Below are 22,738 nucleotides of genomic sequence, written 5' to 3'. Positions count from 1 at the left end.
GTCACCTGATCTTCCGGAGCCTGCGCATGGCCCAGTCCGACCCGCGTATCGATGCCTACATCGCCAACGCCGCCGAATTCGCCCGGCCGATCCTGAGCCGCCTGCGGGAGTTCGTGCATGCCGCTTGCCCCGAAGCCGAGGAAACCCTGAAGTGGGGCGCGCCGAGCTTCACCTACAAGGGCAAGATCCTCTGCGGCATGGCGGCGTTCAAGCAGCACGCCGCGTTCAATCTCTGGCACGGCGCGCTGGTGGTCGGCGACCACCGGAGCCGTCAGGGAATGGGCCAGTTCGGCCGTCTGACCGGCTTGGCCGATCTGCCGGGCAAGCGCGAGATGACCGGCTACCTCCGACAGGCGATGCAGCTCATCGACGACGGTGTGAAGGCAGCGCCACGCACGGCGGCCGCGTCCAGGCCGGCGTTGGAAGTGCCGGGCGATCTGACGGCAGCGCTGGCCGGGAATCCTGCGGCGAAGGCGGCCTTCGATGGCTTTCCGCCGGGCCAGAAACGCGAGTACGTGGAATGGCTGATCGCGGCCAAGCGGCCGGAGACGCGCCAGCGCCGGTTGCTGCAGGCGATCGAGTGGATTGGCCAAGGGCCGCATGCCATTGCCGGCAAGGCCGCCCTGGTCGATCCGGGCGGGGCTACGGTTTGAGGAGCAGCGGCACGAACTCCTGCAAGGCTTTCGCCAGCAGTGCACGATCCAGTTCAGGCTCGCGGGTCTCGCGCACTTTCAAGCCTTCAAACAGCAGTTGCAGCATCAGCGCGCGCGACGGGGCCAGGTCGGCGGACAGTCCGAGTCCGCCGTGTTCGGGGTTGTCGCTCAACCAGTCGGACAGCGCCTTGCGCAGGACGGTATCGAAACTGTCCAGCGCGGCGGCGATGGTCGGGTCGCGGGTGGCCTCGGCCGACATCTCCAGCAGCAGTGCCGGATTCATGCCGCGCCGGTCGGAAGCGCAGGCCCGGGTGCCCCCGAAGCTGCCGATCATCTCGGCCACCATGTCGACCTTGCGGTTGAGCTGGACGTCGTGCAGCAGCAGTTCGAGCTGGTGCTGCACGATCGCCAGGATGATCTCGCTCTTGCCTGCGAAATAGCGGTAGATCAGTCCGGCGCTCATGCCGGCGGTCTCGGCGATGTTGGCCATGCTGGCGCCGTGGAAGCCGCGCTCGACGAAGCACTTCTGCGCGGCAACCAGGATCCGCTCGCGCTGTGCTTCCACGCGGGCTTCCGCCCTGGTCACATTCGTCGGTTCGCTCATGAGCTTTCTACCCAGCCTCCGCCCAGGACCTTGTACAGGGTGACCCGGTTCGCCTGTTCGGCCAGCAGGGTGGCCACCAGCGACTGTTGGGCGGCATACAGGGTGCGCTGGGCATCGAGCAGGACGAGGTAGCTGTCGCGGCCGGCGTCGAAACGCGCCTGGGAAAGCTCGTGGGAGCGGGTGGCCGCTTCCAGCAGGGCTTCCTGCGCGAGGCGCTGGTCGGCCAGGGTCCTGCTCAGGGCGAGTGCATCGGCGACCTCGCGGAAGCCGGCCTGGATCGACTTCTCATACTGGGCCAGCGCGATGTCCCGCTCGGCCGTGGCCATGCCCAGGTTGGCGCGCAGGCGGCCGCCCTGGAAGATCGGCAGGGTGATCTGCGGCATGAACGTCCACACGCTGTTGCCCGACTCGAACAGGCCCGACAGCTCGTTGCTGGCCGAGCCGACCGAGCCGGTCAGGCTGATCGACGGGAAGAACGCTGCGCGCGCCGCGCCGATGTTGGCGTTGGCCGCCAGCAGTTGATGCTCGGCCGCCATCACATCGGGACGGCGCAACAGCACCTCCGACGGCAGGCTGGTCGGCAGGGCGGCCAGACCGCTGGATTGCGGTGCGAAGGCCTCCGGCAGCAACGCCGGGTCGATCGTGGCACCCACCAGCAGGGTCAGCGCGTTGGTGTCCTGGGCGACCTGGCCGGCGAAACGCGCCACGTCCGAGCGGGCGGTTTCCACCACCGTGCGCGACTGGTTGAGTTCCAGCGCCGACAGCGCACCCAGCTCGTGGCGCTTGCGGGTCAGCTCGTACGAGGTTTCCTGGGTTGCCAGGGTGGCCTCGGAAATGCGCAGCAGTTCGCGGTCGGCAGACAGCGTCAGGTAGGTGTTGGCGACTTCGGCGATCAACGCCAGCTGCGCGCTGCGCCGCGATTCCTCGGTGGCGAAGAAGCGTTGCAGTGCGGCGTGGCTGAGGTTGCGGACGCGACCGAACAGGTCCAGCTCGAACTGGGCCAGGCCCAGGCTGGCGCTGTAGGTCTCAGTGACCGGTGCATCGCCGCCGGTGCGCACCAGGTCGGCGCCAACGGCCAGCGACGGCATCCGGTCGGCGCGCTGGATCCGGTACTGCGAACGGGCGCGCTCGACATTGAGCATGGCCACCCGCAGGTCGCGGTTGTTCTGCAGCGACAGTCCGATCAACTGCTCCAGCCTGGGATCGACAAAGAAGTCGCGCCAGCCGATATCGGCGACCGGCCCGGCCGTCGCCGGCACGCCGGCTGCCGTGTCGGACGGCAAGGCAGTGTCCGCCGAGGTGGTCGGCGGCAACGGCCATTGGGCGGCAATCGCCGGCGCGGCTTCGGGCACGCGGGGTTCGAGCATGGCGCAGCCGGACACGAACAGGCCCGTCGCCATTGCCAGCGCGGTGATCAAAGGTTTATGCATCAGTCGCTTATGCATGGGAGTTGTCTCCGGCGGCGAGGGCGTCAGCGGCAGGCTGGCGCAAGTCGCGGTTGAACAACAGTTCGACCACCAGGAAGAACAGGGGCACGAAGATCAGCCCCAGCACCACGCCGACGATCATGCCGCCGAGCACGCCGGTACCGATCGCGCGCTGCGCGCCGGAGCCGGCTCCGCTGGCGATGGCCAGGGGCAGCACGCCCATGCCGAATGCCAGCGAGGTCATCAGGATCGGCCGCAGGCGTTCACGTACCGCGCGCATGGTGGCCTTGGTCAGCTCCATGCCCTCGGCCATGTAGTCCTTGGCGAAGGTGATGATCATGATCGCGTTCTTGCTGGTCAGTCCCACCGTGGTCAGCATCGCCACCTGGAAGTAGACGTCGCGCTCCATGCCGCGCATCGACGCGGCCAGCACGGTGCCCAGGATGCCCAACGGCGCCACCAGCAGCACGGCGGTCGGAATCGTCCAGCTCTCGTACAGCGCGGCCAGGCACAGGAACACGATCAGCAGCGACAGCGTGTAGAGCAGCGGCGTCTGCGCACCGGCTTCGCGCTCCTGGTAGGACAGCCCGGTCCACTCGATGCCGAAGCCTTCCGGCAACTGCGCGGCGAGCTGCTCGATGGTGTCCATGGCCGCGCCCGAGCTTTCCCCCGGCGCCGCCTCACCCTGGATCTCGACCGCCGACACGCCGTTGTAGCGCTCCAGACGCGGCGAACCATACGCCCACCGCGAGGTGCCGAACGCGGAGAACGGCACCATCTCGCCGGCGTCGTTGCGCACCGACCAGCGGTTGAAGTCCTCCGGCACCATCCGGAATGGCGCATCGGCCTGCAGCATCACGCGCTTGACCCGGCCACGGTCGATGAAGTCATCGATGTACCGGCCGCCCCAGGCCGCCGACAAGGTGGCGTTGATGGTGGCGGTCGACAGGCCCAGTGCACTGGCTTTTTCCTGGTCGATATCCAGCCGCAGCTGCGGGGAGTCTTCCTGGCCGTTGGGACGCATGTTGGCCAGCGTCGGATTCTGCGCGGCCGCACCCAGCAACTGGTTGCGTGCCGCGATCAGTGCCTCGTGACCGAGGCCGGCGTTGTCCTTGAGGTAGAAGGCGAAACCGGCCGCCGTGCCCAGCTCCGGAATGGCCGGCGGGGCGAAGGCGAAGGCGAAGGCGTCCTGGATGCTGGAAAGCCCGGCCATCGCGCGACCGGCAATCGCGGTGGCGCCGGCGTCGGCGCTGGTCCGCTCGCTCCAGTCCTTCAGCTTGACGAAGGCCATGCCGTTGTTCTGGCCGGTGCCGCCGAAGCTGAAGCCCTGCACGCTGAACACGGACTCGACGTTGTCCTTCTCGTTCTCCAGGAAGTAGTTCTCCAGCTTCACCATGGATTCCATGGTGCGCTCCTGGGTCGCTCCCACCGGAGCCAGGATCTGGGCGAACAGGATGCCCTGGTCCTCCTGCGGCAGGAACGAGCTGGGCAGGCGGATGAACAGCAGGACCATCACCACGCTCAAGGCCACGAAGATCGCCATGAAACGCTTGGAGCGGCTCATGATGCCGCGCACGCCGCGACGGTATTTCGCGCTGCCGTTGTCGAAGTGGCGGTTGAACCAGCCGAAGAAACCGCTGGTCTTGCCGTGCTCGCCCTTCTTGATCGGCTTGAGCATGGTCGCGCACAGCGCCGGCGTCAGCACGATGGCGACCAGCACCGACAGGCCGATGGCGGAAACGATCGTCGCGGAGAATTGGCGGTAGATGATGCCGGTCGAGCCGGACATGAAAGCCATCGGCACGAACACCGCCGACAGCACCAGCCCGATGCCGACCAGCGCGCCGGTGATCTGGGTCATCGACTTGCGCGCCGCCTCCAGCGGCGACAGGCCTTCCTCGGACATCAGCCGCTCGACGTTCTCGACCACCACGATGGCGTCATCGACCAGCAGGCCGATCGCCAGCACCATCGCGAACATCGTCAGCATGTTCACCGAGAACCCCAGCGCGGCCAGGATGCCGAAGGTGCCCAGCAGGACCACCGGCACGGCGATGGTCGGGATCAGCGTCGCGCGGAAGTTCTGCAGGAACAGGTACATCACCAGGAACACCAGCACGATCGCTTCCAGCAACGTCATGATGACGCCCTTGATCGCGACCCTGACGAACGGCGTGCTGTCGAACGGCACCACCGCCGTCAGGCCAGGCGGGAAGAATGGAGTCAACTGGTCCAGCGTGGCCTTCACGCCGGCCGAGGTCTCCAGCGCGTTGGCACCGGTGGCGAGCGAAATGGCGACACCGGTCGCGGTCTGGCCGTTGTAGCGGGAGATGAACTCGTAGTTTTCCGCGCCCATCTCCACCCGGGCGACATCGCCCAGCTTGAGTACCGAGCCGTCAGCGTTGCTGCGCACCACGATGTCGCGGAACTGCTCCGGCGTCTGCAGCCGGTCCTGCGCGGTGATGGTCGCGTTGATCTGCTGGCCTTCAATGGCCGGCGCGCCGCCCAGCGAGCCGACCGCGACCTGCGCGTTCTGCGCCTGGATCGCCGCCGTGAGGTCGCCTGGGGAGAGGCCGTAGGTATCGAGTTTGTTCGGGTCGAGCCAGATCCGCATCGCGTACTTGGAGCCGAACACCTGGATGGTGCCCACGCCGGGAACGCGGCTGAGCGGATCGACCAGGTTCGCGCCCACGTAGTCGGCGATATCGTCCTTGGTCATGCTGCCGTCTTCGGACACGAAGCCGATGACCTGCAGGAAGCCGCTGGCCGACTTGCTTACGTTGACGCCCTGGCGCTGCACTTCCTGCGGCAGCAGCGGCATGGCCGCCTGCAGCTTGTTCTGCACCTGCACCTGCGCGGTGTCGGGATCGGTGCCGTTCTGGAACGTCAGGGTGATGGAGGCGCTGCCGCTGGCCTCACTGGTGGATGAGAAGTACAGCAGGCCGTCGAGACCCTTCATGTTCTGCTCGATGATCTGCACCACCGAGTCCTCGACCACTTTTGCCGAAGCGCCGGGGTAGTTGGCGTTGATGGACACCGTCGGTGGCGCGATGGTCGGGTACTGGGAGATCGGCAGGGTGAAGATCGCCAGCCCGCCGGCCAGCATGATGATGATCGCGATGACCCACGCAAAGATGGGGCGATCGATGAAGAAATGTGCCATGAAGTTCTCCGCTTACTGCTGCGAGGCCGGTGCATCGGCAGCCGGCGTGGCCGCATCAGCGGGGGTGGCGGCGTCGGGGCCGGTGGCCTCCGGCGTGCCGGACTCCGGGCCGGCCGAAGCAGGCTTGGCGGAGCCGGGCTTGGCACCTTCGCCAGCCGCCTGTCCGGCCTGTGCGCCGGCTTCGGTGGCGTTCACCGGCGCGCCGGGCTGCACCTTCTGCAGGCCGGCGATGATCACCCTGTCCCCGGCGGCCAGGCCGCTTTCGACCAGCCATTTGTCGCCGACGGTCTGGCTGACCTTGACCGGACGTGCTTCGACCTTGTTCTCGGCATTGACCACCATCGCGGTGGCGTGGCCCTTGGGGTCGCGGGTGATGCCCTGCTGCGGCACCAGGATCGCGTCCTGGCGGACACCGCCGCCGATCACGGCGCGCACGTACATGCCCGGCATCAGCAGGTGCTCCGGGTTGTCGACCGCAACGCGCAGGGCGTAGCTGCCGGTGCCCGGGTCCACGCTGACTTCGGAGAACTCCAGCGTGCCCTGGTGATCGAACGGCGTGCCGTCCTCCAGCAGGATGGTGACCGGCAGGCTGCGGCCGTCTTCCAGCGTGCCCGCCGCCAGGCCCTTGCGCAGTTGCAGCAGTTCGCTGGCCGACTGGGTGAGGTCGACATAGATCGGATCGAGCTGCTGGACCGTGGCCAGCGCGTCCGGCTGGTTGGCGGTGACCAGTGCGCCCTGGGTGACCGAGGACTTGCCGATGCGGCCGCTGATGGGCGAGGTGATGCGGGCGTAACCCAGCGTCACGTTCGCGCTGGCGACCGCCGCGCGCGCTGCGGCCGTGTCGGCCTCGGCCTGGCGCAGGCTGGCGATGGCGTTCTCGTTGTCCTGTTTGCTGACCGCATCGATCCTGGCCAATTCCGCTGAACGCTCCGCCGTCAATCTGGCCGAAACCAGGGTCGCCTCGGCGCGGGCGAGCTGGGCCTGCGCACTGCTTGCGTTGGCGCGATAGAACGCGTTGTCGAGTTGATACAGCGGCTGCCCCGCCTTGACCAGAGCGCCTTCGGTGAACAGGCGCTTCTCCACGATGCCCGAGACCTGCGGACGGACTTCAGCCACCCGGAAGGCGCTGGTGCGGCCGGGCAGTTCACGGGTCAGGGTGGTGGTTTCCGGCTTCATGGTGACCACCGTGACGGCAGCGGCAGGCATCTGCGGCGGTGCCTGGTCGCCGCCGCAGGCGACAAGGGCGACGGCGAGCGCCAACGGCAGGAGAACCAAGTGACGGGGAGGCCTGGGCATGGGTAATAAGCTCGATGGGATGGAATGAAGAAGGGCGGTCAGGCCGCCCGAGCCGCAGAAGAATGAACGGTCATTCTTTTTTTGTCAATGTCGCTCTGGCTGGAGTTGACCGCCGCAGCCGAAGCGGGGACCCCACAGTTGGCCAGGTACCACCGGCCGCTGCCGGTATGCGGAGCGTACGAGACAGACGCGGCGCGCGAGCATCGCAGCTGGAGGTTCAAGCAAGCGTGATTTTTTACTGTGCGATCACGTGGCGATGCATGTTCGCGTTGATGGGTGCGCGATGAGGTGCGCGATGAAAAACGGGGCGGGCGCTGCACACGCCGGTCGCGCCCCGAGGCATGGAGCACGCGGCCGGATCGGGCGGGAAGGACGTGGCACCATCGGCGTTCGTTGCGCTATTCCGGAAACCGGCCCATGTCATCCATCCACCCGATTCGCCGATCCATGCCGCGCTTCCAGCACTGCACGCCGATTTCGCGGCGTGGGGTGGGCGCGGGCGCAGATCTTGCTGATGGCGTGATCCCCGGGCCGACGACGGGTTCCCAGGTCGGCGGACCCGGCCGCTGCCGCGCAGGTTTCCGGACATCGCACCGGCTCGCGCTGCTGTTGCTGCCGGGCTTGCTGCACGCCCAGACGCCATTGCCGGTGCCCGGGGGTGAGGCCACTTCGTTGACGCCGGTGGTCGTCACCGCCACCCGCGCGCCGGCCGATGCACTGGTGGTCCCGGCGGCAATCGACGTCATCGGCGCCGATGACATCCAGCGTGCGCAGGCGAAAATCGACCTGTCGGAAACCCTGCAGCGGGTGCCTGGCGTGGTCGCCCGCGACCGCCAGAACTACGCCCAGGACCTGCAGATATCGATCCGCGGTTTCGGCGCGCGTGCCACCTTCGGCGTGCGCGGCGTGCGCCTGTACACCGATGGCATCCCGGCGACGATGCCGGACGGGCAGGGCCAGGTGTCGCATTTCCCGCTGGAATCCGCCGGGCGTATCGAAGTATTGCGGGGGCCGTTTTCGGCGTTGTACGGCAACGCGTCCGGCGGCGTGATCTCGCTGTTCACCGCCGACGCGCCGGCCGAGCCGCGACTCGGCGCCGGCATGGTGTTTGGCGCCTACGGCCTGCAGCGCTCCTCGCTGTCCTTTCATGCGCCGTGGGGCCTGCAGCAGGACGGCAGCGTCCTGGCCGACATCGTCAATGTCGATACCGACGGCTACCGCGACCACAGCGCGGCCCGCCGCAGCAGCGCGCAGGTGCTCATGAAGGGCGCTTATGGCGATGGCGGCCGCTACACCGTGCTGTTCAACGGCCTGGACCTGAAAGCCGACGATCCGCAGGGGCTGACCGCGCAGCAACTGCGCAGCAACCGCCGCGCAGCCAGTTCGGGCGCTCTGGCTTTCGATACCCGCAAGACCGTCCGCCAGGGCCAGTTTGGCGCCCGCATCGAGCAGGCGCTGTCCGCGCAGCACGAGGTAGCGGTGACTGCGTACACCGGCAACCGGGCCACCACCCAGATGCTGTCGGTGCCGGTGGCGGTGCAACGCAATACGCCGTTGCACGGCGGCGGCGCGATCGACCTGGACCGCGACTACCGCGGCGTGGACGCGCGCTGGCGCTGGTCGACCGATTTGTGGCAGCGGCCGTTCTCGCTGACCTCGGGAGTCGAGTACGAGGTGTCCGACGAGCACCGCCGCGGCTTCAACAATTTCGTCGATGACCGGGTCGGTATCGTCGGTGCCTTGCGCCGCGATGAGCTCAACCGGGTGACCGGGCGCGATGCCTACCTGCAGGCGGACTGGGAGCTGGCCGAGCGCTGGCGGATCAATGTCGGCGCTCGACGCAGCGAGGTGTGGTTCCGCTCGCGCGACCGTTTCATCACCGACATCAATCCCGACGACAGCGGTGCGCTGACGTACGCCCGCACCTCGCCGGTGGCCGGCGTGCTGTTCCGCGCCACCCCGGGGTTGAGCGTGTACGCCAACGCCGGCGGCGGCTTCGAGACGCCGACGTTCTCCGAACTGGCCTATCGCAGCGACGGACTGAGCGGCTTGAACAGCGCCCTGTCGCCGGCACGCAGCCGGAACTACGAGCTCGGCCTGCGCGCGCGCCAGCAGCGGATGCAGTATTCGGCCGCCGTGTTCCAGAGCCGCACCGAGGACGAGCTGGTGGTGGTGGCGAACCTCGGCGGTCGCAGCGTGTACGGCAATGCCGGTGTGTCCCGGCGTCGCGGCGTGGAACTGGCCTGGTCGGGCGAGATCGCGCCGCGCTGGCAACTGGCATCGACGTATACCTTTCTGGACGCGCGTTACCTGCGTGATTTCTCGGTCTGCAGTACGCCGCCGTGCGCGGCCGATGATCTGCTGATCCAGGCCGGTCGCCATATTCCGGGACTGTCGCGCCATTCCGCCTGGGCCGAACTGCGCTGGAGTCCGCAGCCAACGACGGACGTGATGCTGGAAGGACAGTTCGTGGATCGCATCCAGGTCGACGATGCCAACAGCCAGTCGGCCCCGGCCTACGCCAGTCTCGACCTTGCCGCCGAGCACCGCTTCAATGCCGCCGGGCTGGAATGGCGCGGCTTTGCCCGCGTCAACAACCTGCTGGATCGCGACATCGTCGGCTCGGTGATCGTCAACGAAGGCAATGGTCGTTACTACGAGCCGGCACCCGGACGGCACTGGCTGATCGGGCTGTCGGTGGGGTATGCGTTTGATTGATGCGGTGGTTGGACGGCGTCCGGCGCAATACGGCATCCGGCGCAATAGGCGGAACGCCGTATTGCACCGTAGAACGCCAACTCGCCGGCGCCGTGCATGCCCCCGATCACTGCGGTGCGCGATCGATCCGCAGCACCGGATACAGGTTGTAGCGCTCGTCCCAGGACGCGTGCCGGCGGAAAAAGAAGTCCAGCCGCGCCCGCGGATCGGCGGCAAACGCGGGGTCGTCACGCAGGCGCTGCTCGAACCCGGCCCTGAGCTTGCGATCCTTGCCCAGCATGTCCCGGGCGACTTCCTCGGCGACGTAGTCCTCCATGTACTCCTTGCGCTCGAAGACGTTGTTGAATTCGCCCCAACTCGCCAGCGAATCGGGCGCCCGCGGTTCCAGCATCGCCATCACCAGCCGCGCCTTGGGCTGGGCGATCGGCACGAACAGGGCGCCGGCACCGATGTCATGCGTCTCGCGCTGCCAGTCACCGTCGATCGTCGCCATCTGGTGGCCTTCGACCGAGCGCGGAGCCAGCGTCACCTGGTTCGCACGGAACGCAGCCACGCCGGTTTTTGGCAAGACCGAGTCGAGGCGGCGATAGGTCACCGCATGCTGATCAAGTTTTGCGCCGACCCAGCCCGCGTGGGCCGCCGGCACCAGGTAGCCGGCCTTGGGTGCGTCCACCACCAGGTCGGGATGGATGTCGTCGCACAGCGGCACGCTCCACACTTCCGGCCGGGTCTCGTCATAGCGGGTCATGGTGCCGCCCGATACTTCCGACGGCGTGCGGGTATAGGCGTAGCCCTTGAACTCGATGGTCCGGCACTGGTCGCTGGCGGCATGGCTTAGTGCCACCGGCTTGCCGCCGAGTTTCAGTGCACGCTGATCGGCCGCGGCCGTGAGTGCCTGCCAGGCTCGGCCGTGTGCGGCGACCTGGCCGAGGATGCCCAGCATCGCCTGCCGGGTCGATTCCACCCGGTACGGGTACTCGCGCCAGGAATGGGTTTCCACCAGCATCCCGAACCGGTTGCGCAGTTGCATGTAGCCGTGCGAAAAGCGCGGTGGCGAGACGCCATCCCTGAACCCCGACGCCGGGTTGTCGTCCTGCACGAAGGAGGGATAGAACGGCAACGGCAGTCCCCCATGGGCGGCCAGGTGCTCGATGGTGCCGTCGCGCAACGCCACCCCGGCGGCGCGCAAGGCCGGGTCGCCGCTGTTCACCGGCTCGACCTGGATCGAGATGTCGTGCTCGAACTTCGCGCCATTGGTGACATGCAGGTCGACGTAGACCAGCGGATCCCACGCGTTGATGAGGGCCAGCATCGCCTGCATTTCGGGCGCGTCGGCCTTCACGTAGTCGCGGTTGAGGTTGTAGTTCTGCGCGGTGGTGCGCCAGCCCATTTCCTTCGGCCCGCGCTGGTTGGGGCGGTTCCAGGCGCGGAAGCGCTCGTGGCCGTCGACGTTGAACACCGGCACGAACACGAATACCTGCGACTCCAGCACGCCCGGCGCGACCTCGCCGTCGAGCATCTGCCGGATCGCCAGGAACCCCGCGTCCTTGCCGTCGATTTCGCCCGCATGGATACCGCCCTGCATCAGGGTCACCGGCACGCCGTTGTCGCGCGCGGCCGCGGGGGTGAGCGCGCCGCTCTGCGACACCACCAGCACCTTCATCGGACGACCTTCCGGCGTCGTGCCGAACTCGCCACAGCGCACCGCATCCGGGTAGCGCGCGGCAAACGCGTCGCACAGCGCGATCACTTCGTCATAGCGGCCCGTCTCGACGAAGCCGCTGCGCTCGGACACCGTCGTCAGCGGTGCCTGCTGGATCGAGCCAGCCTGGGCGAAGGCGGGCAGGGTGACGGCGAGCAGGCTGGCGAACAGGGCGCAAGTGAGGACGCGAGGAAGGGTGCGGGCAACGGGGCGTGAAAGCGTGCGGGGCATCTGCGGACTCCTGGAAAGTGCCGCCGATGGTAACCCCCGTTCAGCGCGCGGCCGCATGCGACCAGTCGAGCGGGTGTCGGCCAAGACATCCAAAGGCAGGGGCGCGGCGGACGTGCTTCCGGTAGGCTTTGCCGTTTCGAGTTTTCCGGGACAGTAGATGACAAGCAGCACCGCAGAAGCCACCGGCAAGGCCCGGTTCCCGCGCCAGATCCCTTTCATCATCGGCAACGAGGGTTGCGAGCGCTTCAGCTTCTACGGCATGCGCAACATCCTGGTGCAGTTCCTGATCACCTCGACGTTGCTGCAGCACATCCTGGAAGGCACCGAGCGCGAGCTGGCCGCCAAGGACCTGATGCACACCTTCATGATCGGGGTGTACTTCTTCCCACTGCTGGGCGGCTACCTGTCCGACCGGTTCTTCGGCAAATACAACACGGTGCTGTGGTTCAGCCTGATCTACTGCGCGGGCCACGCCTGCCTGGCGCTGTTCGAGGACAGCCGCACCGGCTTCTTCACCGGTCTGGGCCTGATCGCGCTGGGCGCGGGCGGCATCAAGCCGCTGGTGGCCTCGTTCGTCGGCGACCAGTTCGACCAGACCAACAAACACCTGGCCAAGGTGGTGTTCGACGGCTTCTACTGGATCATCAACTTCGGCTCGCTGTTCGCGTCGCTGTTGATGCCGTTGTTCCTGAAGCATTTCGGGCCGAGCGTCGCGTTCGGCATTCCGGGCGTGCTGATGTTCATCGCCACCTTCGTGTTCTGGCTGGGGCGCAAGCACTACGTGATGGTGCCGCCGGCCACGGTGGCCGATCCGGACTCGTTCTCGCGGGTGATCCGCACCGCCTTGCTGGCGCAGAAACCGGGGCAGGGACGGATGGGCCTGTGGATGGCGATGGCCGGCGCGGTGGTGGCTGCGGCTTCGTTCGCGCTGATCCCGACCCTGGGTTTCGTGATCGCGTTCTGCATCGCACTGGTGGTGCTGCTGGTCGGCGTCGGTGGCGGCGCCTATATCCAGCTGGATCGTGCGCGCGGCACCCATCCCGACATGGCGGTGGACGGCGTGCGCAGCGTGCTGCGGGTGCTGGTGATCTTCGCCCTCACCACGCCGTTCTTCTCGCTGTTCGACCAGAAGGCGTCGACCTGGGTGATCCAGGGCAACGCGATGACCAAGCCGGAGTGGTTCGTGTCCTCGCAGATGCAGGCGCTGAATCCGGCGCTGGTGATGATCCTGATTCCATTCAACAACCTGGTGCTGTATCCGGCGCTGCGCCGTTTCGGCTGGGAACCGACCGCATTGCGCCGGATGACCGCCGGCATCGCGTTCAGCGGCCTGGCCTGGATCGTGATCGGCGGCATCCAGGTGGCGATGGACGGCGGCGACCCGATGTCGATCGTCTGGCAGGTGCTGCCGTACGCGCTGCTGACCTTCGGCGAGGTGCTGGTGTCGGCCACCGGGCTGGAGTTCGCCTACAGCCAGGCGCCGCAGGCGATGAAGGGGGTGGTGATGAGCTTCTGGAACCTCACCACCACCATCGGCAACCTGTGGGTGCTGCTGGCCAACGCGGCGGTACGCAACGACGCGATCACCAGCAACATCGCGACCACCGGGCTGAGTACGGCGGCGTTCCAGATGTTCTTCTTCGCCGCCTTCGCGCTGGTGGCGGCCCTGATCTTCGGCCTGTACGCGCGGCGTTATCGCGTGGTCGACCACTACCGGGCGGTCTGACCGATGATCACCCTGGTCCTGATCGCGGTCACGGTGCTGGTGTCATGGCAGGCGTTCGACAAGCCGCGCCTGATCGACCGGCTGATCCTGTGGCCGCCGGCGATCGAGAAGAACCGCCAGTACGACCGCCTGCTGACCCACGGCTTCATCCACGCGGACTGGCAGCACCTGCTGTTCAACATGATCACGCTGTTCTTCTTCGGCCGGTATGCCGAGCAGCAAGTGATCAGTCCAATGATCGGTTCCGTCGGCTTCGTGCTGTTCTACCTGTCGGCGATCGTGATCGCGATCCTGCCGACGTACCTGCGTCATCGCGGGGATCGGAACTACCGCAGCCTGGGCGCCTCCGGCGCGGTGTCGGCGGTGCTGTTCGCCTTCATCCTGGTGAAGCCGTGGTCGCTGATCTTCGTGTTCTTCCTGCCGGTGCCGGCGATCGTCTACGGCGTGTTCTTCGTCGGCTACTCGTACTGGATGGACCGCAACGGCCGCGACAACACCAACCACAGCGCGCACCTGTCGGGCGCGATCTACGGCGTGCTGTTCATCCTGCTGATGGAGCCGCAGATCGCCGGCCATTTCCTGCAGCAGTTGCTGAATCCTTCATTCGGTTGATGAACCAGGCGCGCGGTCTGGTCGCGCCCGCATCGGGCGGTGCTCATCCGGTTTGAATGGCGCAAGTGCTATCTGGTGGTTGTCGTGCCGTATCGGCGCGATCCGGGGCAGCGGATTTCCGGCTGCACCTGTCGACCATACGAAGGAGCATTCCATGGCCAAGCATGAGGATCGCAAGAACAAGCCTGTCGAAAACGAGCCTGTCGAAAACCAGACCGGCGAAAACCAGGCCGATCAGAATCCGAGCACAGGATCATCCAGCGGCGAAAAAGCGAGCCGGGCCGGCCCGGTGCAGGACGTGTCGAGCAAGGCTCCCAGGAGCGACAGGGCCAACCAGGCCGGCCAGCCTTCAAGCGGCGGTTACCAATCCCCCGCCGCGGCCGATCAGGCCCAGGCATTGCACGAGGGAGAGACGCGGCAGGCGGCCATCCAGGGCAGTGTCAGCACCCAGGATCGCCACAACCAGGGCAAGCGCGACAATCGCTGAGCCGTCGCGTCTTCATTGCGCGCCTTTGCGCCGCACGGCGCTTTCATCCCGACCGAGGAACCGACATGACCGCAGCGAACTCCGCACCGCCGACCATCGATATCCAGCACCAGGCCGAGCGGCAGCGCTTCGTCGCCGCCGTGGACGGCGCCGAGGGGGTGCTCGGCTATCACAACGAGGGCAGGCTGATGGTGATCAGCCACACCGACGTGCCCGCGGCGATCGGAGGGCGCGGCATCGCCGGTCAACTGGTACAGGCGGCGCTCGAACACGCCCGCAGCGAGGGCTGGACCGTGCGTCCGGACTGTTCCTACGCGGCCGCCTGGGTCAAGCGGCACCCGGAATACGCCTCGTTGCTGGGCTGATCGCCGCCGCCGGCTGACCGCCGGACTCGCCATTGGCGGGGGCTTGTGCCAGCCTACGTGCCCCCAAACCGCTCCGAACCCCATGCGCCTCAACAAATACATCAGCGAGAGCGGCTTCTGCTCGCGCCGCGAAGCCGATCGCCTGATCTCCGAAGGACGGGTGACCGTCAACGGCGTGCGCGGCCGGGTCGGCTCGGAGGTGGGCGAGGACGACGAGGTCAAGGTCGACGGTCAGGGCCTGCGCGTGCGCGCGACCCCGAAAGGCCAGCGCAAGCACGTCTACATCCTGCTGAACAAACCGGTGGGCATCACCTGCACCACCGAGTCGGCGGTGGACGGCAACATCGTCGACTTCATCGGCCACGAGCGGCGGATCTTCCCGATCGGCCGGCTCGACAAGGACTCCGAGGGGCTGATCCTGCTGACCAGCAACGGCGACATCGTCAACGAGATCCTGCGCGCCGAGAACAAGCTGGAGAAGGAATACCTGGTCGCGGTCAACCACGAGGTCACGCCGGAGTTCCTTCGCGCGATGGCCAAGGGCGTGCCGATCCACGGCCAGACCACGCTGCCGTGCAAGACCAGCAAGCTGGGGCGGTTCGGTTTCCGCATCGTGCTGGTGCAGGGGCTCAACCGGCAGATCCGGTTGATGGCGGCCTACTTCAAGTTCCGCGTCAAGCATCTGGTGCGCGTCCGCATCGGCAACGTGAAGCTGGGGCGCATGAAAATCGGTCAGTGGCGCAACCTGACCGACGCGGAACTGCACGGCCTGCTGCCGCAGCGCACCGACTGGTAACCACCGGACAAAAGCACGCTGTAGCTCGATCCCCGCGGCGCCGGGCCTGCATCCCGGCGTCACATCGCGGCGGTTATCGTCTGGCCAAACAGGAGGGGAAATCCATGCGGAACTCGCGGCTGGCGTGTGCGGTTGCCATTGTGTTGCTGGCGACGGTTGCAGGTTGCAACCGGGACTCGTCGTCCACCATGAGCGGGACGGAACCCGCTGTCGCGACGGACGCGCAGACGGAGGTGGAGCCGGACGCATCCGTGCCGGATGTCGACTTGACGGATGTGGTCGAGACCAACGCGCAGTACGTCATCGGCATCAGCTACCCGCCATCGGCCAGCAAGTACCCGGAGCTCGCCGCCCAGTTGAAGGGCTACGCCGATGCCGCGCGTGACGAGTTGATGCAGGCGGTCGCGGCGCAGCCCCAGGGCGAGGCCGCCAGCGCGGCGCTGTACGACCTGTCGCTGAGCTTCACCGAGGTGCTGGAGACGCCCGAGGTGGTGGCCTATGCCGCCGATGGCAGCAGCTATACCGGTGGTGCGCATGGCATGCCGCTGCTGGCCCGTTTCGTGTGGTTGCCGAAGCAGCGGCAGATGCTCACCGCCGACCGCCTGGTGCCGGATGCGGCAGGCTGGCAGGCGGTTTCCGCTTATGCACGCGAACAACTCCACACGGCGCTGTCGCAGCGGATCGATGCCGAAGACCTGTCACCGGCCGAGCGTGCCGAGCTGGTCAGGAATGCCGGCAGGATGATCGATGACGGCACGACCGCCGATGCGGAGAACTTTTCCCAGTTCGAGCCGTTGGCGGGTCCGGACGGAAAATTGCGCGGGTTGCGGTTCGTGTTCCCGCCTTACCAGGTCGGGCCGTACTCCGATGGCATGCAGAGCGTCGAGGTGCCCGCGTCGGTGTTGTTTCCGCATGTCGCGCCGGCGTATCGCGGCCTGTTCGAGGGCGGCAGCCCGTCGCACTGACAGCCGGATGTTCGTTTGATGCCGGGGGCGGGCAGCGCTTCGCTTCGACGACCGGCAACAGGCAAAACGAAAAAGGCCGCCCGGATTGCTCCGGGCGGCCTTTTCGTTACGCGTGTGGATATTTACTGCGGATCGGCGTCGTCGGTCGCCGGCGCATCCAGGCCGCGGCGGACGAGCAGCGGCTGGATCTGCGGCTCGTGGCCTGCGAAATCGCGGAACAGCTGCAGCGCGTCCTTGCTGCCGCCCTGCGAGAGCAGGGTGGCGCGGAACTTGTCGCCGTTCTCGCGGGTCAGGCCGCCGTTGGCCTTGATGTACTCGACGGTGTTGGCGTCCAGCACCTCGGACCAGATGTAGGCGTAATAACCGGCTGCGTAGCCGCCCATGATGTGGCTGAAGTACGGGGTGCGGTAACGCGGCGGGACCGGCGCGTAGTCCGTGCCGTTGGCCTTCAACGCGGCGGCTTCGAACGCCATCACGCCGTCCGCGCCCGGGATCTTGTCCGCGGCGGCCTGGTGCCAGCTCTGGTCGAGCATCGCCGAACCCAGGTACTCGGTGGTGGCGAAGCCCTGGTTGAACTTCGAGGTGGCCAGCACCTTGTCCAGCAGGGTCTGCGGCATCGCCTCGCCGGTCTGGTAGTGCTTGGCGTAGTTGGCCAGCACGCTCGGCCAGTCGGCCCACATCTCGTTGACCTGCGACGGGAACTCGACGAAGTCGCGCGGCACGCTGGTGCCACTGAAGTACGGGTACTTCACGTTCGAGAACATGCCGTGCAGCGCATGGCCGAACTCGTGGAACATCGTGGTGACCTCGTCCCAGGTCAGCAGGGTCGGCTGGCCCGCGGACGGCTTGGTGATGTTCTGGTGGTTGGCCACCACCGGCAGGTTGCCGGTCAGCGTGGACTGGCGGACATAGGAGTTCATCCACGCGCCACCGCGCTTGGAGTCACGCGCATACGGGTCCATCAGAAAGATCGCCAGCTGCTTGCCATCCGCGTCGAACACGTCATAGACAGTGACGTCGGGGTGGTAGACCGGCAGGTCGGTGCGCTGCTTGAAGCTCAGGCCGTAGAGCTGGCCGGCGGCGTAGAACACGCCGTTCTCGAGCACGTTCTTCATTTCCAGGTAGGGCTTGAGCTGCGACTCGTCGAAGTCGTACTTGTCCTGGCGGACCTTCTCGGTGTAGTAAGCCCAGTCCCACGGCTGCAGCTGGAAGCTCGGCTCGCCCTTGGCGGCCTGCTCCTTGTCGATCATTGCCTGCAGTGCGGCGCCTTCGCGCCTGGCGTTGGCGACGGCCGGGGGCGCGAGCTTACCGAGCATTTCATTGACAGCCTCGGGGGTCTTGGCGGTCTCGTCGGCCAGCACGTAGGCGGCGTAGGTGGGGTAGCCCAGCATCTTCGCCTTCTCGGCGCGCAGCTTCAGGATGGTGGACACCAGTGCGGTGTTGTCGAACTCGTTGCCGCGGCTGCCACGGTTGACCGAGGCCTTGTGCAGGCGCTCGCGCACGCTGCGATCCTGCAACTGGGCCTGCAGCGGCTGGCCGGTGGTGTTGAGCAGCGCGATGACGTACTTGCCTTCCAGCTTGCGGCTCTTGGCGGCTTCGGCGGCAGCGGCGATCTGCTCGTCGGTCAGGCCGGCGAGTTCTTCCCGGGTGTCGACGGTGATCGCCGAGTCGTTCACTTCGGCCAGCACGTTCTGGTTGAATTTGGTGCCCAGGTTGGCCAGCTCGCCGTTGATTTCCTTCAGGCGAGCCTTGTCGGCTTCGGGCAGCTGCGCGCCGGAGCGCACCAGGTCGGTGTGGTAACGCTCGATCAGGCGCACGTCCTGGGCGTCCAGACCGAGGGTGTCGCGGGCGTCGTACAGCGTCTGGATACGCTCGAACAGTTTCGGGTTCAGCGACACGGCATCGCGGTGGGCGGCCAGCTTGGGCGCGTACTCCGCCTGGATCGCCTTGCGCGTGTCGTTGGTGTCCGCGCCGACCAGGCTGAAGAACACCGTGGAGGTGCGGCTCAGGATGTCGCCGGACTTCTCCAGCGCAATGATGGTGTTGTCGAAAGTAGGCGCTTCGGCGTTGTCGGCGATCGCCTCGACTTCCTTCAGATGCTCGGCCATGCCGCGATCGAAGCCGGGACCGAAGTCGCTGTCCTTGATCTTGTCGAACGGCGGGTAGTGCAGCGGCAGGGTGCTTTCGGCAAAGAACGGGTTGCCCGCGGCGGCGTCCTGGGAGGCGGACTGGGTGGAGTCGGTCTTGCCGGCGTCGGACTGGGCGCAAGCGCCGAGGGTGGTGGTCAGCGCTACGGCAAGTGCCAGCGCGAGAGGGTGCTTCATCGGACAGGAACCTCGTCTAAGGGATCCCGAAGCGTAACCCATGCACCGAAAGCCGACCCATGACAAAAGCCACGAGTCTGGTGTCTGGGCTGGCCATGCAAGGGTGGACGGGTGCGTTCGCATTTCCCGGGGTCGGATGGCAACGGCGCGAGCGGTCTCTGCGGCAACGGAATCATCGATGAACCGTGCCGGATGTGGGAGAACGGCCTCGCGGCTATGCTGGATCGCTGATTTACCCCGCGGTGATTGCACCGCCATGCACCAAGACCGCTTTGACTCAAGGAGGAACCCATGCCGCCCCCCACCGATCCCGCCATCTACGACTTCACCGCGACCGATATCGATGGCCAGCCCCGCAGCCTCGGGGAGTTCCGCGGCAAGCTGCTGTTGATCGTCAACGTGGCATCGCAATGCGGCTTCACGCCCCAGTACGAGGGGCTGGAAACGCTGTGGCGCGATTACGGTCCGCGCGGACTGGTGGTGCTGGGCTTCCCCTGCGACCAGTTCGGCCACCAGGAGCCGGGCGACGAGGCGCAGATCCGGCAGTTCTGCTCATTGAACTACGACGTGACCTTCCCGATGTTCGCCAAGGTCGAGGTCAATGGCGACAACGCGCATCCATTGTGGCAATGGCTGAAGGCGGAGAAGGGCGGCTTCCTGGGTATCGGCGCGATCAAGTGGAACTTCAGCAAGTTCCTGGTCGGCCGCGATGGTCGCGTGCTCAGGCGTTTCGCGCCCAACGACAAGCCCGGATCGTTGGTGGCCGATATCGAGGCCGCACTGTGAGCGCATCAGTGGACGGTGGCGGCAGGTGGCCGTTCCAGATCGATTTCCGCCATGACAAGAGCCGGCTGCGCGCGGAGGTGACCGGGCGTATGGGCAGCCTGGAAAACATCCTGGCGTTCTGGCGGATCCTCGCCGCGGAAGCGTTGCGGCTTGACGTCACCACGCTGTTGATCGTGGACGTGGCGGAGGGCGATCCGCTGGAGCCCGCGCAGCTGCAGGAATTCATCCGGTCGGTGAACCAGCTGGGTCTGAAGGGCATCCGGATCGCGTATGTCGAAACCGATGACGCGCGCTTGCCGAACGACGAGACGGCCGAGATCCTCGCCCGCGAACTGGGTTATGTGGCGCGCATCTTCGGCCACGAGACCGAAGCGGCCTTGTGGCTGCGTTACGGGGAAAGCTAGCCGTCCGTGCTGTTCCCTTGCCTGTTTGACAGGCAGGGGAACGCGTACACATCCATATCAGGTGTTGTTTTTTGCCCGCGCGAACGCCGCCGCCAGCGCGTTGTTGACCGGAGGTGCGGACGATGCCCGGGCCGGTGCAGCTGGTGCCACGCGGCGCGGCTCGCTGCGTGCTCCGCGCGACGGCTCACGGCGCCCACTGTCGCCGCGCTTGTTGCCTCGCTCGTCACCGCGATCGGCCTGCGGCGCCGGCGCGCTGTCCTCCAGCCGGCAGGTCAGGGCGATGCGCTTGCGCGGGATGTCCACCTCCAGCACCTTCACCCTGATCACGTCGCCGGCCTTGACCACCTCGCGCGGGTCCTTGACGTAGCGGTCGGCCAGCATCGAGATGTGCACCAGGCCGTCCTGGTGGACGCCGATGTCCACGAACGCGCCGAACGCGGCGACGTTGCTGACCACGCCTTCCAGCACCATGCCGACCTTCAGGTCCTTCAGCTCTTCCACCCCGTCGGCGAAGCGCGCGGCCTTGAACTCCGGGCGCGGGTCGCGACCGGGCTTTTCCAGCTCCTTGAGGATGTCGCGCACGGTCGGCACGCCGAACTTCTCGTCGGTGTACTGCTCGGCCTGCAGGCTGCGCAGGAACGGGGCATCGCCGATCAGCTGCTTCACCTCTCGCCCGCACTGCTGGACGATCCGCTGCACCACCGGGTACGCCTCCGGGTGCACCGAGGAGCCGTCCAGCGGCTGGTCGCCGTTGGCCACGCGCAGGAAGCCGGCGCACTGCTCGAAGGTCTTGTCGCCCAGACGCGGCACCTTCTTCAGCTCCTTGCGGTTGCGGAAGGCGCCGTTCTGGTCGCGGTACACGACGATGTTCTCCGCCACCGTCGAGCTCAGCCCGGACACCCGCGCCAACAGCGCGGCCGAGGCGGTGTTGACGTCCACGCCGACCGCATTCACGCAGTCCTCGACCCGCGCATCCAGCGCGCGGGCGAGCCGGTAGCCGTCCACGTCGTGCTGGTACTGGCCGACGCCGATCGCTTTGGGTTCGATCTTGACCAACTCGGCCAGCGGGTCCTGCAGGCGGCGGGCGATCGACACCGCACCGCGCAGGGAGACGTCGAGGTCGGGGAATTCCTTCGCGGCGAATTCCGACGCCGAGTACACCGACGCGCCGGCCTCGCTGACCACGAGCTTCTGCATCTTCAATTCGGGCGCCAGCTTGATCAGCTCGCCGGCGAGCTTGTCGGTCTCGCGCGAGGCGGTGCCGTTGCCGATCGCGATCAGCTGCACGCCGTGGCGGAGGCACAGCGCGCGCAACACGTGCAGCGAGCCGTCCCACTGGTTGCGTGGCTGGTGCGGGAAGATCGTGTCGGTCTCGACCAGCTTTCCGGTCGCGTCCACCACCGCGACCTTGACCCCGGTGCGCAGGCCCGGGTCCAGCCCGAGCACGGCCTTCGGTCCGGCGGGCGCAGCCAGCAGCAGGTCCTTGAGGTTGTCGCCGAACACCGCGATCGCCTCGGCCTCGGCCTTCTCGCGCGCCTGGCCGAACAGATCCAGCAGCAGGTGCAGGTGCAGCTTGGCCTTCCAGGTCAGGCGGCAGGCGTTGAGCAGCCAGGCATCGGCCGGCCGGTTCCGGTTGGCGACGCCGGCATGGTGGGCGACGCGGGCCTCGGCCTGGGCATGGCCGGACTCGGCATCGGTGCCCGGGTCCAGGTCGAGCTGGATGAACTCCTCGCGGCGGGCGCGGAACAGCGCCAGCAGGCGGTGCGAGGGGATCTTCGTCAACGATTCGGCGTGGTCGAAGTAGTCGCGGTACTTGGCCGCCTCGTTCTCCTTGCCTTCGATCACGCGGGCACGGATCACCCCGGTGTCGGACAGCCAGTCGCGCAGCTCGCCGACCAGCGCGGCGTCCTCGCCCCAGCGCTCCATCAGGATGGCGCGCGCGCCTTCCAGCGCGGCCTTGACGTCGGCCACGCCCTTGTCGGCATCGACGAAACCGGCGGCGAAGGCCTCCGGCAGCAGCATCGGGTCGGCCAACAGGCCATCGGCCAGCGGCTCCAGGCCGGCCTCGCGGGCGATCTGGGCGCGGGTGCGGCGCTTGGGCTTGTAGGGCAGATAGAGGTCTTCCAGCCGCGACTTGCTGTCGGCGGCCTCGATGTCGGCGCGCAGCTCGTCGGTTAGCTTGCCTTGCTCCTCGATGCTGGCCAGCACGGTCGCGCGGCGGTCTTCCAGCTCGCGCAGGTAGATCAGCCGGGTCTCCAGGTTGCGCAACTGGGTGTCGTCCAGCCCCTCGGTGACTTCCTTGCGGTAGCGGGCGATGAACGGCACCGTTGCGCCCTCGTCCAGCAGGCCGATCGCGGCGATGACCTGGCTCGGCCGGGCGTCGATCTCGCTGGCGATGACGTGGGCGATCTGGGTGGCGATCCGGCGGGCAGACGCGGCGGGTGTGGCGGCGGTTTCTGGCATTGCGATACGACCTGAC

At 67.1% G+C, this 22,738-nt stretch carries 17 protein-coding genes; 10 read left to right on the top strand and 7 right to left on the bottom strand.

The genetic code is table 11. The features are described 5' to 3' along the window. Window positions 1–26: 26 nt before the first annotated feature. Window positions 27–653, top strand: coding sequence for a YdeI/OmpD-associated family protein (locus tag N792_RS07435; protein WP_052103771.1), 627 nt, complete (start codon window positions 27–29; stop codon window positions 651–653). On the opposite strand, the gene N792_RS07430 is transcribed toward N792_RS07435, so the two are convergent. From N792_RS07430 to N792_RS07415, 4 genes are read right to left on the bottom strand one after another with little or no spacing between them, the layout of a single operon-like run. Beyond that, a complete protein-coding gene (locus tag N792_RS07430) occupies window positions 643–1,257 on the bottom strand; it encodes a TetR/AcrR family transcriptional regulator (protein ID WP_052103669.1) in 615 nt (204 codons plus the stop codon). The genes N792_RS07435 and N792_RS07430 overlap by 11 nt on opposite strands. Beyond that, window positions 1,254–2,702, bottom strand: coding sequence for an efflux transporter outer membrane subunit (locus tag N792_RS07425; protein WP_269572102.1), 1,449 nt, complete (start codon window positions 2,700–2,702; stop codon window positions 1,254–1,256). The genes N792_RS07430 and N792_RS07425 overlap by 4 nt, the downstream gene beginning before the upstream one ends. Beyond that, window positions 2,695–5,847, bottom strand: a complete 3,153-nt coding sequence (locus tag N792_RS07420) for an efflux RND transporter permease subunit (RefSeq protein ID WP_036193834.1) — start codon at window positions 5,845–5,847, stop codon at window positions 2,695–2,697. Before N792_RS07420 ends, N792_RS07425 begins: the two co-directional genes overlap by 8 nt. A gap of 12 nt (window positions 5,848–5,859) precedes the next feature. Then, window positions 5,860–7,143, bottom strand: a complete 1,284-nt coding sequence (locus tag N792_RS07415) for an efflux RND transporter periplasmic adaptor subunit (protein ID WP_084105526.1) — start codon at window positions 7,141–7,143, stop codon at window positions 5,860–5,862. A 417-nt stretch (window positions 7,144–7,560) separates the two neighbouring features. Between N792_RS07415 and N792_RS07410 the strand changes: the two genes are divergently transcribed. Then, a complete protein-coding gene (locus tag N792_RS07410; protein WP_084105524.1) occupies window positions 7,561–9,861 on the top strand; it encodes a TonB-dependent receptor family protein in 2,301 nt (766 codons plus the stop codon). Between the two features lie 106 nt (window positions 9,862–9,967). On the opposite strand, the gene N792_RS07405 is transcribed toward N792_RS07410, so the two are convergent. Next, entirely contained in the window at window positions 9,968–11,794 is a 1,827-nt protein-coding gene (locus N792_RS07405) for a M14 family zinc carboxypeptidase (RefSeq protein WP_052103663.1), read from the bottom strand. A gap of 157 nt (window positions 11,795–11,951) precedes the next feature. On the opposite strand from N792_RS07405, the gene N792_RS07400 reads away from it, so the two are divergent. The 6 genes from N792_RS07400 (at window position 11,952) to N792_RS07375 (ending at window position 16,745) form a co-directional block, all read left to right on the top strand. Beyond that, complete coding sequence (locus N792_RS07400; protein ID WP_036193833.1) at window positions 11,952–13,520, top strand: POT-type proton-dependent oligopeptide transporter; 1,569 nt, start codon at window positions 11,952–11,954, stop codon at window positions 13,518–13,520. Between the two features lie 3 nt (window positions 13,521–13,523). After that, window positions 13,524–14,132, top strand: a complete 609-nt coding sequence (locus N792_RS07395) for a rhomboid family intramembrane serine protease (RefSeq protein WP_036193832.1) — start codon at window positions 13,524–13,526, stop codon at window positions 14,130–14,132. A 154-nt stretch (window positions 14,133–14,286) separates the two neighbouring features. Further along, window positions 14,287–14,619, top strand: a complete 333-nt coding sequence (locus N792_RS07390; RefSeq protein WP_036193831.1) for a hypothetical protein — start codon at window positions 14,287–14,289, stop codon at window positions 14,617–14,619. A gap of 65 nt (window positions 14,620–14,684) precedes the next feature. Beyond that, on the top strand, window positions 14,685–14,984 hold the full coding sequence (locus N792_RS07385; RefSeq protein WP_036193830.1) for a GNAT family N-acetyltransferase: 300 nt from the start codon (window positions 14,685–14,687) through the stop codon (window positions 14,982–14,984). 82 nt (window positions 14,985–15,066) lie between these two features. Then, complete coding sequence (locus tag N792_RS07380) at window positions 15,067–15,780, top strand: pseudouridine synthase (RefSeq protein ID WP_036193828.1); 714 nt, start codon at window positions 15,067–15,069, stop codon at window positions 15,778–15,780. A 104-nt stretch (window positions 15,781–15,884) separates the two neighbouring features. Beyond that, entirely contained in the window at window positions 15,885–16,745 is an 861-nt protein-coding gene (locus N792_RS07375) for a DUF3298 and DUF4163 domain-containing protein (protein ID WP_052103660.1), read from the top strand. A 122-nt stretch (window positions 16,746–16,867) separates the two neighbouring features. On the opposite strand, the gene N792_RS07370 is transcribed toward N792_RS07375, so the two are convergent. Next, on the bottom strand, window positions 16,868–19,069 hold the full coding sequence (locus tag N792_RS07370; protein WP_036193827.1) for a M3 family metallopeptidase: 2,202 nt from the start codon (window positions 19,067–19,069) through the stop codon (window positions 16,868–16,870). A 291-nt stretch (window positions 19,070–19,360) separates the two neighbouring features. On the opposite strand from N792_RS07370, the gene N792_RS07365 reads away from it, so the two are divergent. Continuing rightward, window positions 19,361–19,855 carry a glutathione peroxidase gene (locus N792_RS07365; protein ID WP_036193826.1) on the top strand — a complete coding sequence of 165 codons (495 nt, stop codon included), beginning with the start codon at window positions 19,361–19,363 and terminating at the stop codon, window positions 19,853–19,855. Next, on the top strand, window positions 19,852–20,259 hold the full coding sequence (locus N792_RS07360) for a hypothetical protein (protein ID WP_156969333.1): 408 nt from the start codon (window positions 19,852–19,854) through the stop codon (window positions 20,257–20,259). Before N792_RS07365 ends, N792_RS07360 begins: the two co-directional genes overlap by 4 nt. 57 nt (window positions 20,260–20,316) lie before the next feature. On the opposite strand, the gene N792_RS07355 is transcribed toward N792_RS07360, so the two are convergent. Continuing rightward, entirely contained in the window at window positions 20,317–22,722 is a 2,406-nt protein-coding gene (locus tag N792_RS07355; protein ID WP_052103658.1) for a Tex family protein, read from the bottom strand. Between the last annotated feature and the right edge of the window lie 16 nt (window positions 22,723–22,738).

The sequence above is a fragment of the Lysobacter concretionis Ko07 = DSM 16239 genome, from assembly GCF_000768345.1.
GTDB classification, from domain to species: Bacteria; Pseudomonadota; Gammaproteobacteria; order Xanthomonadales; family Xanthomonadaceae; genus Novilysobacter; species Novilysobacter concretionis.
This window is presented reverse-complemented; position numbering and strand designations above follow the sequence as displayed.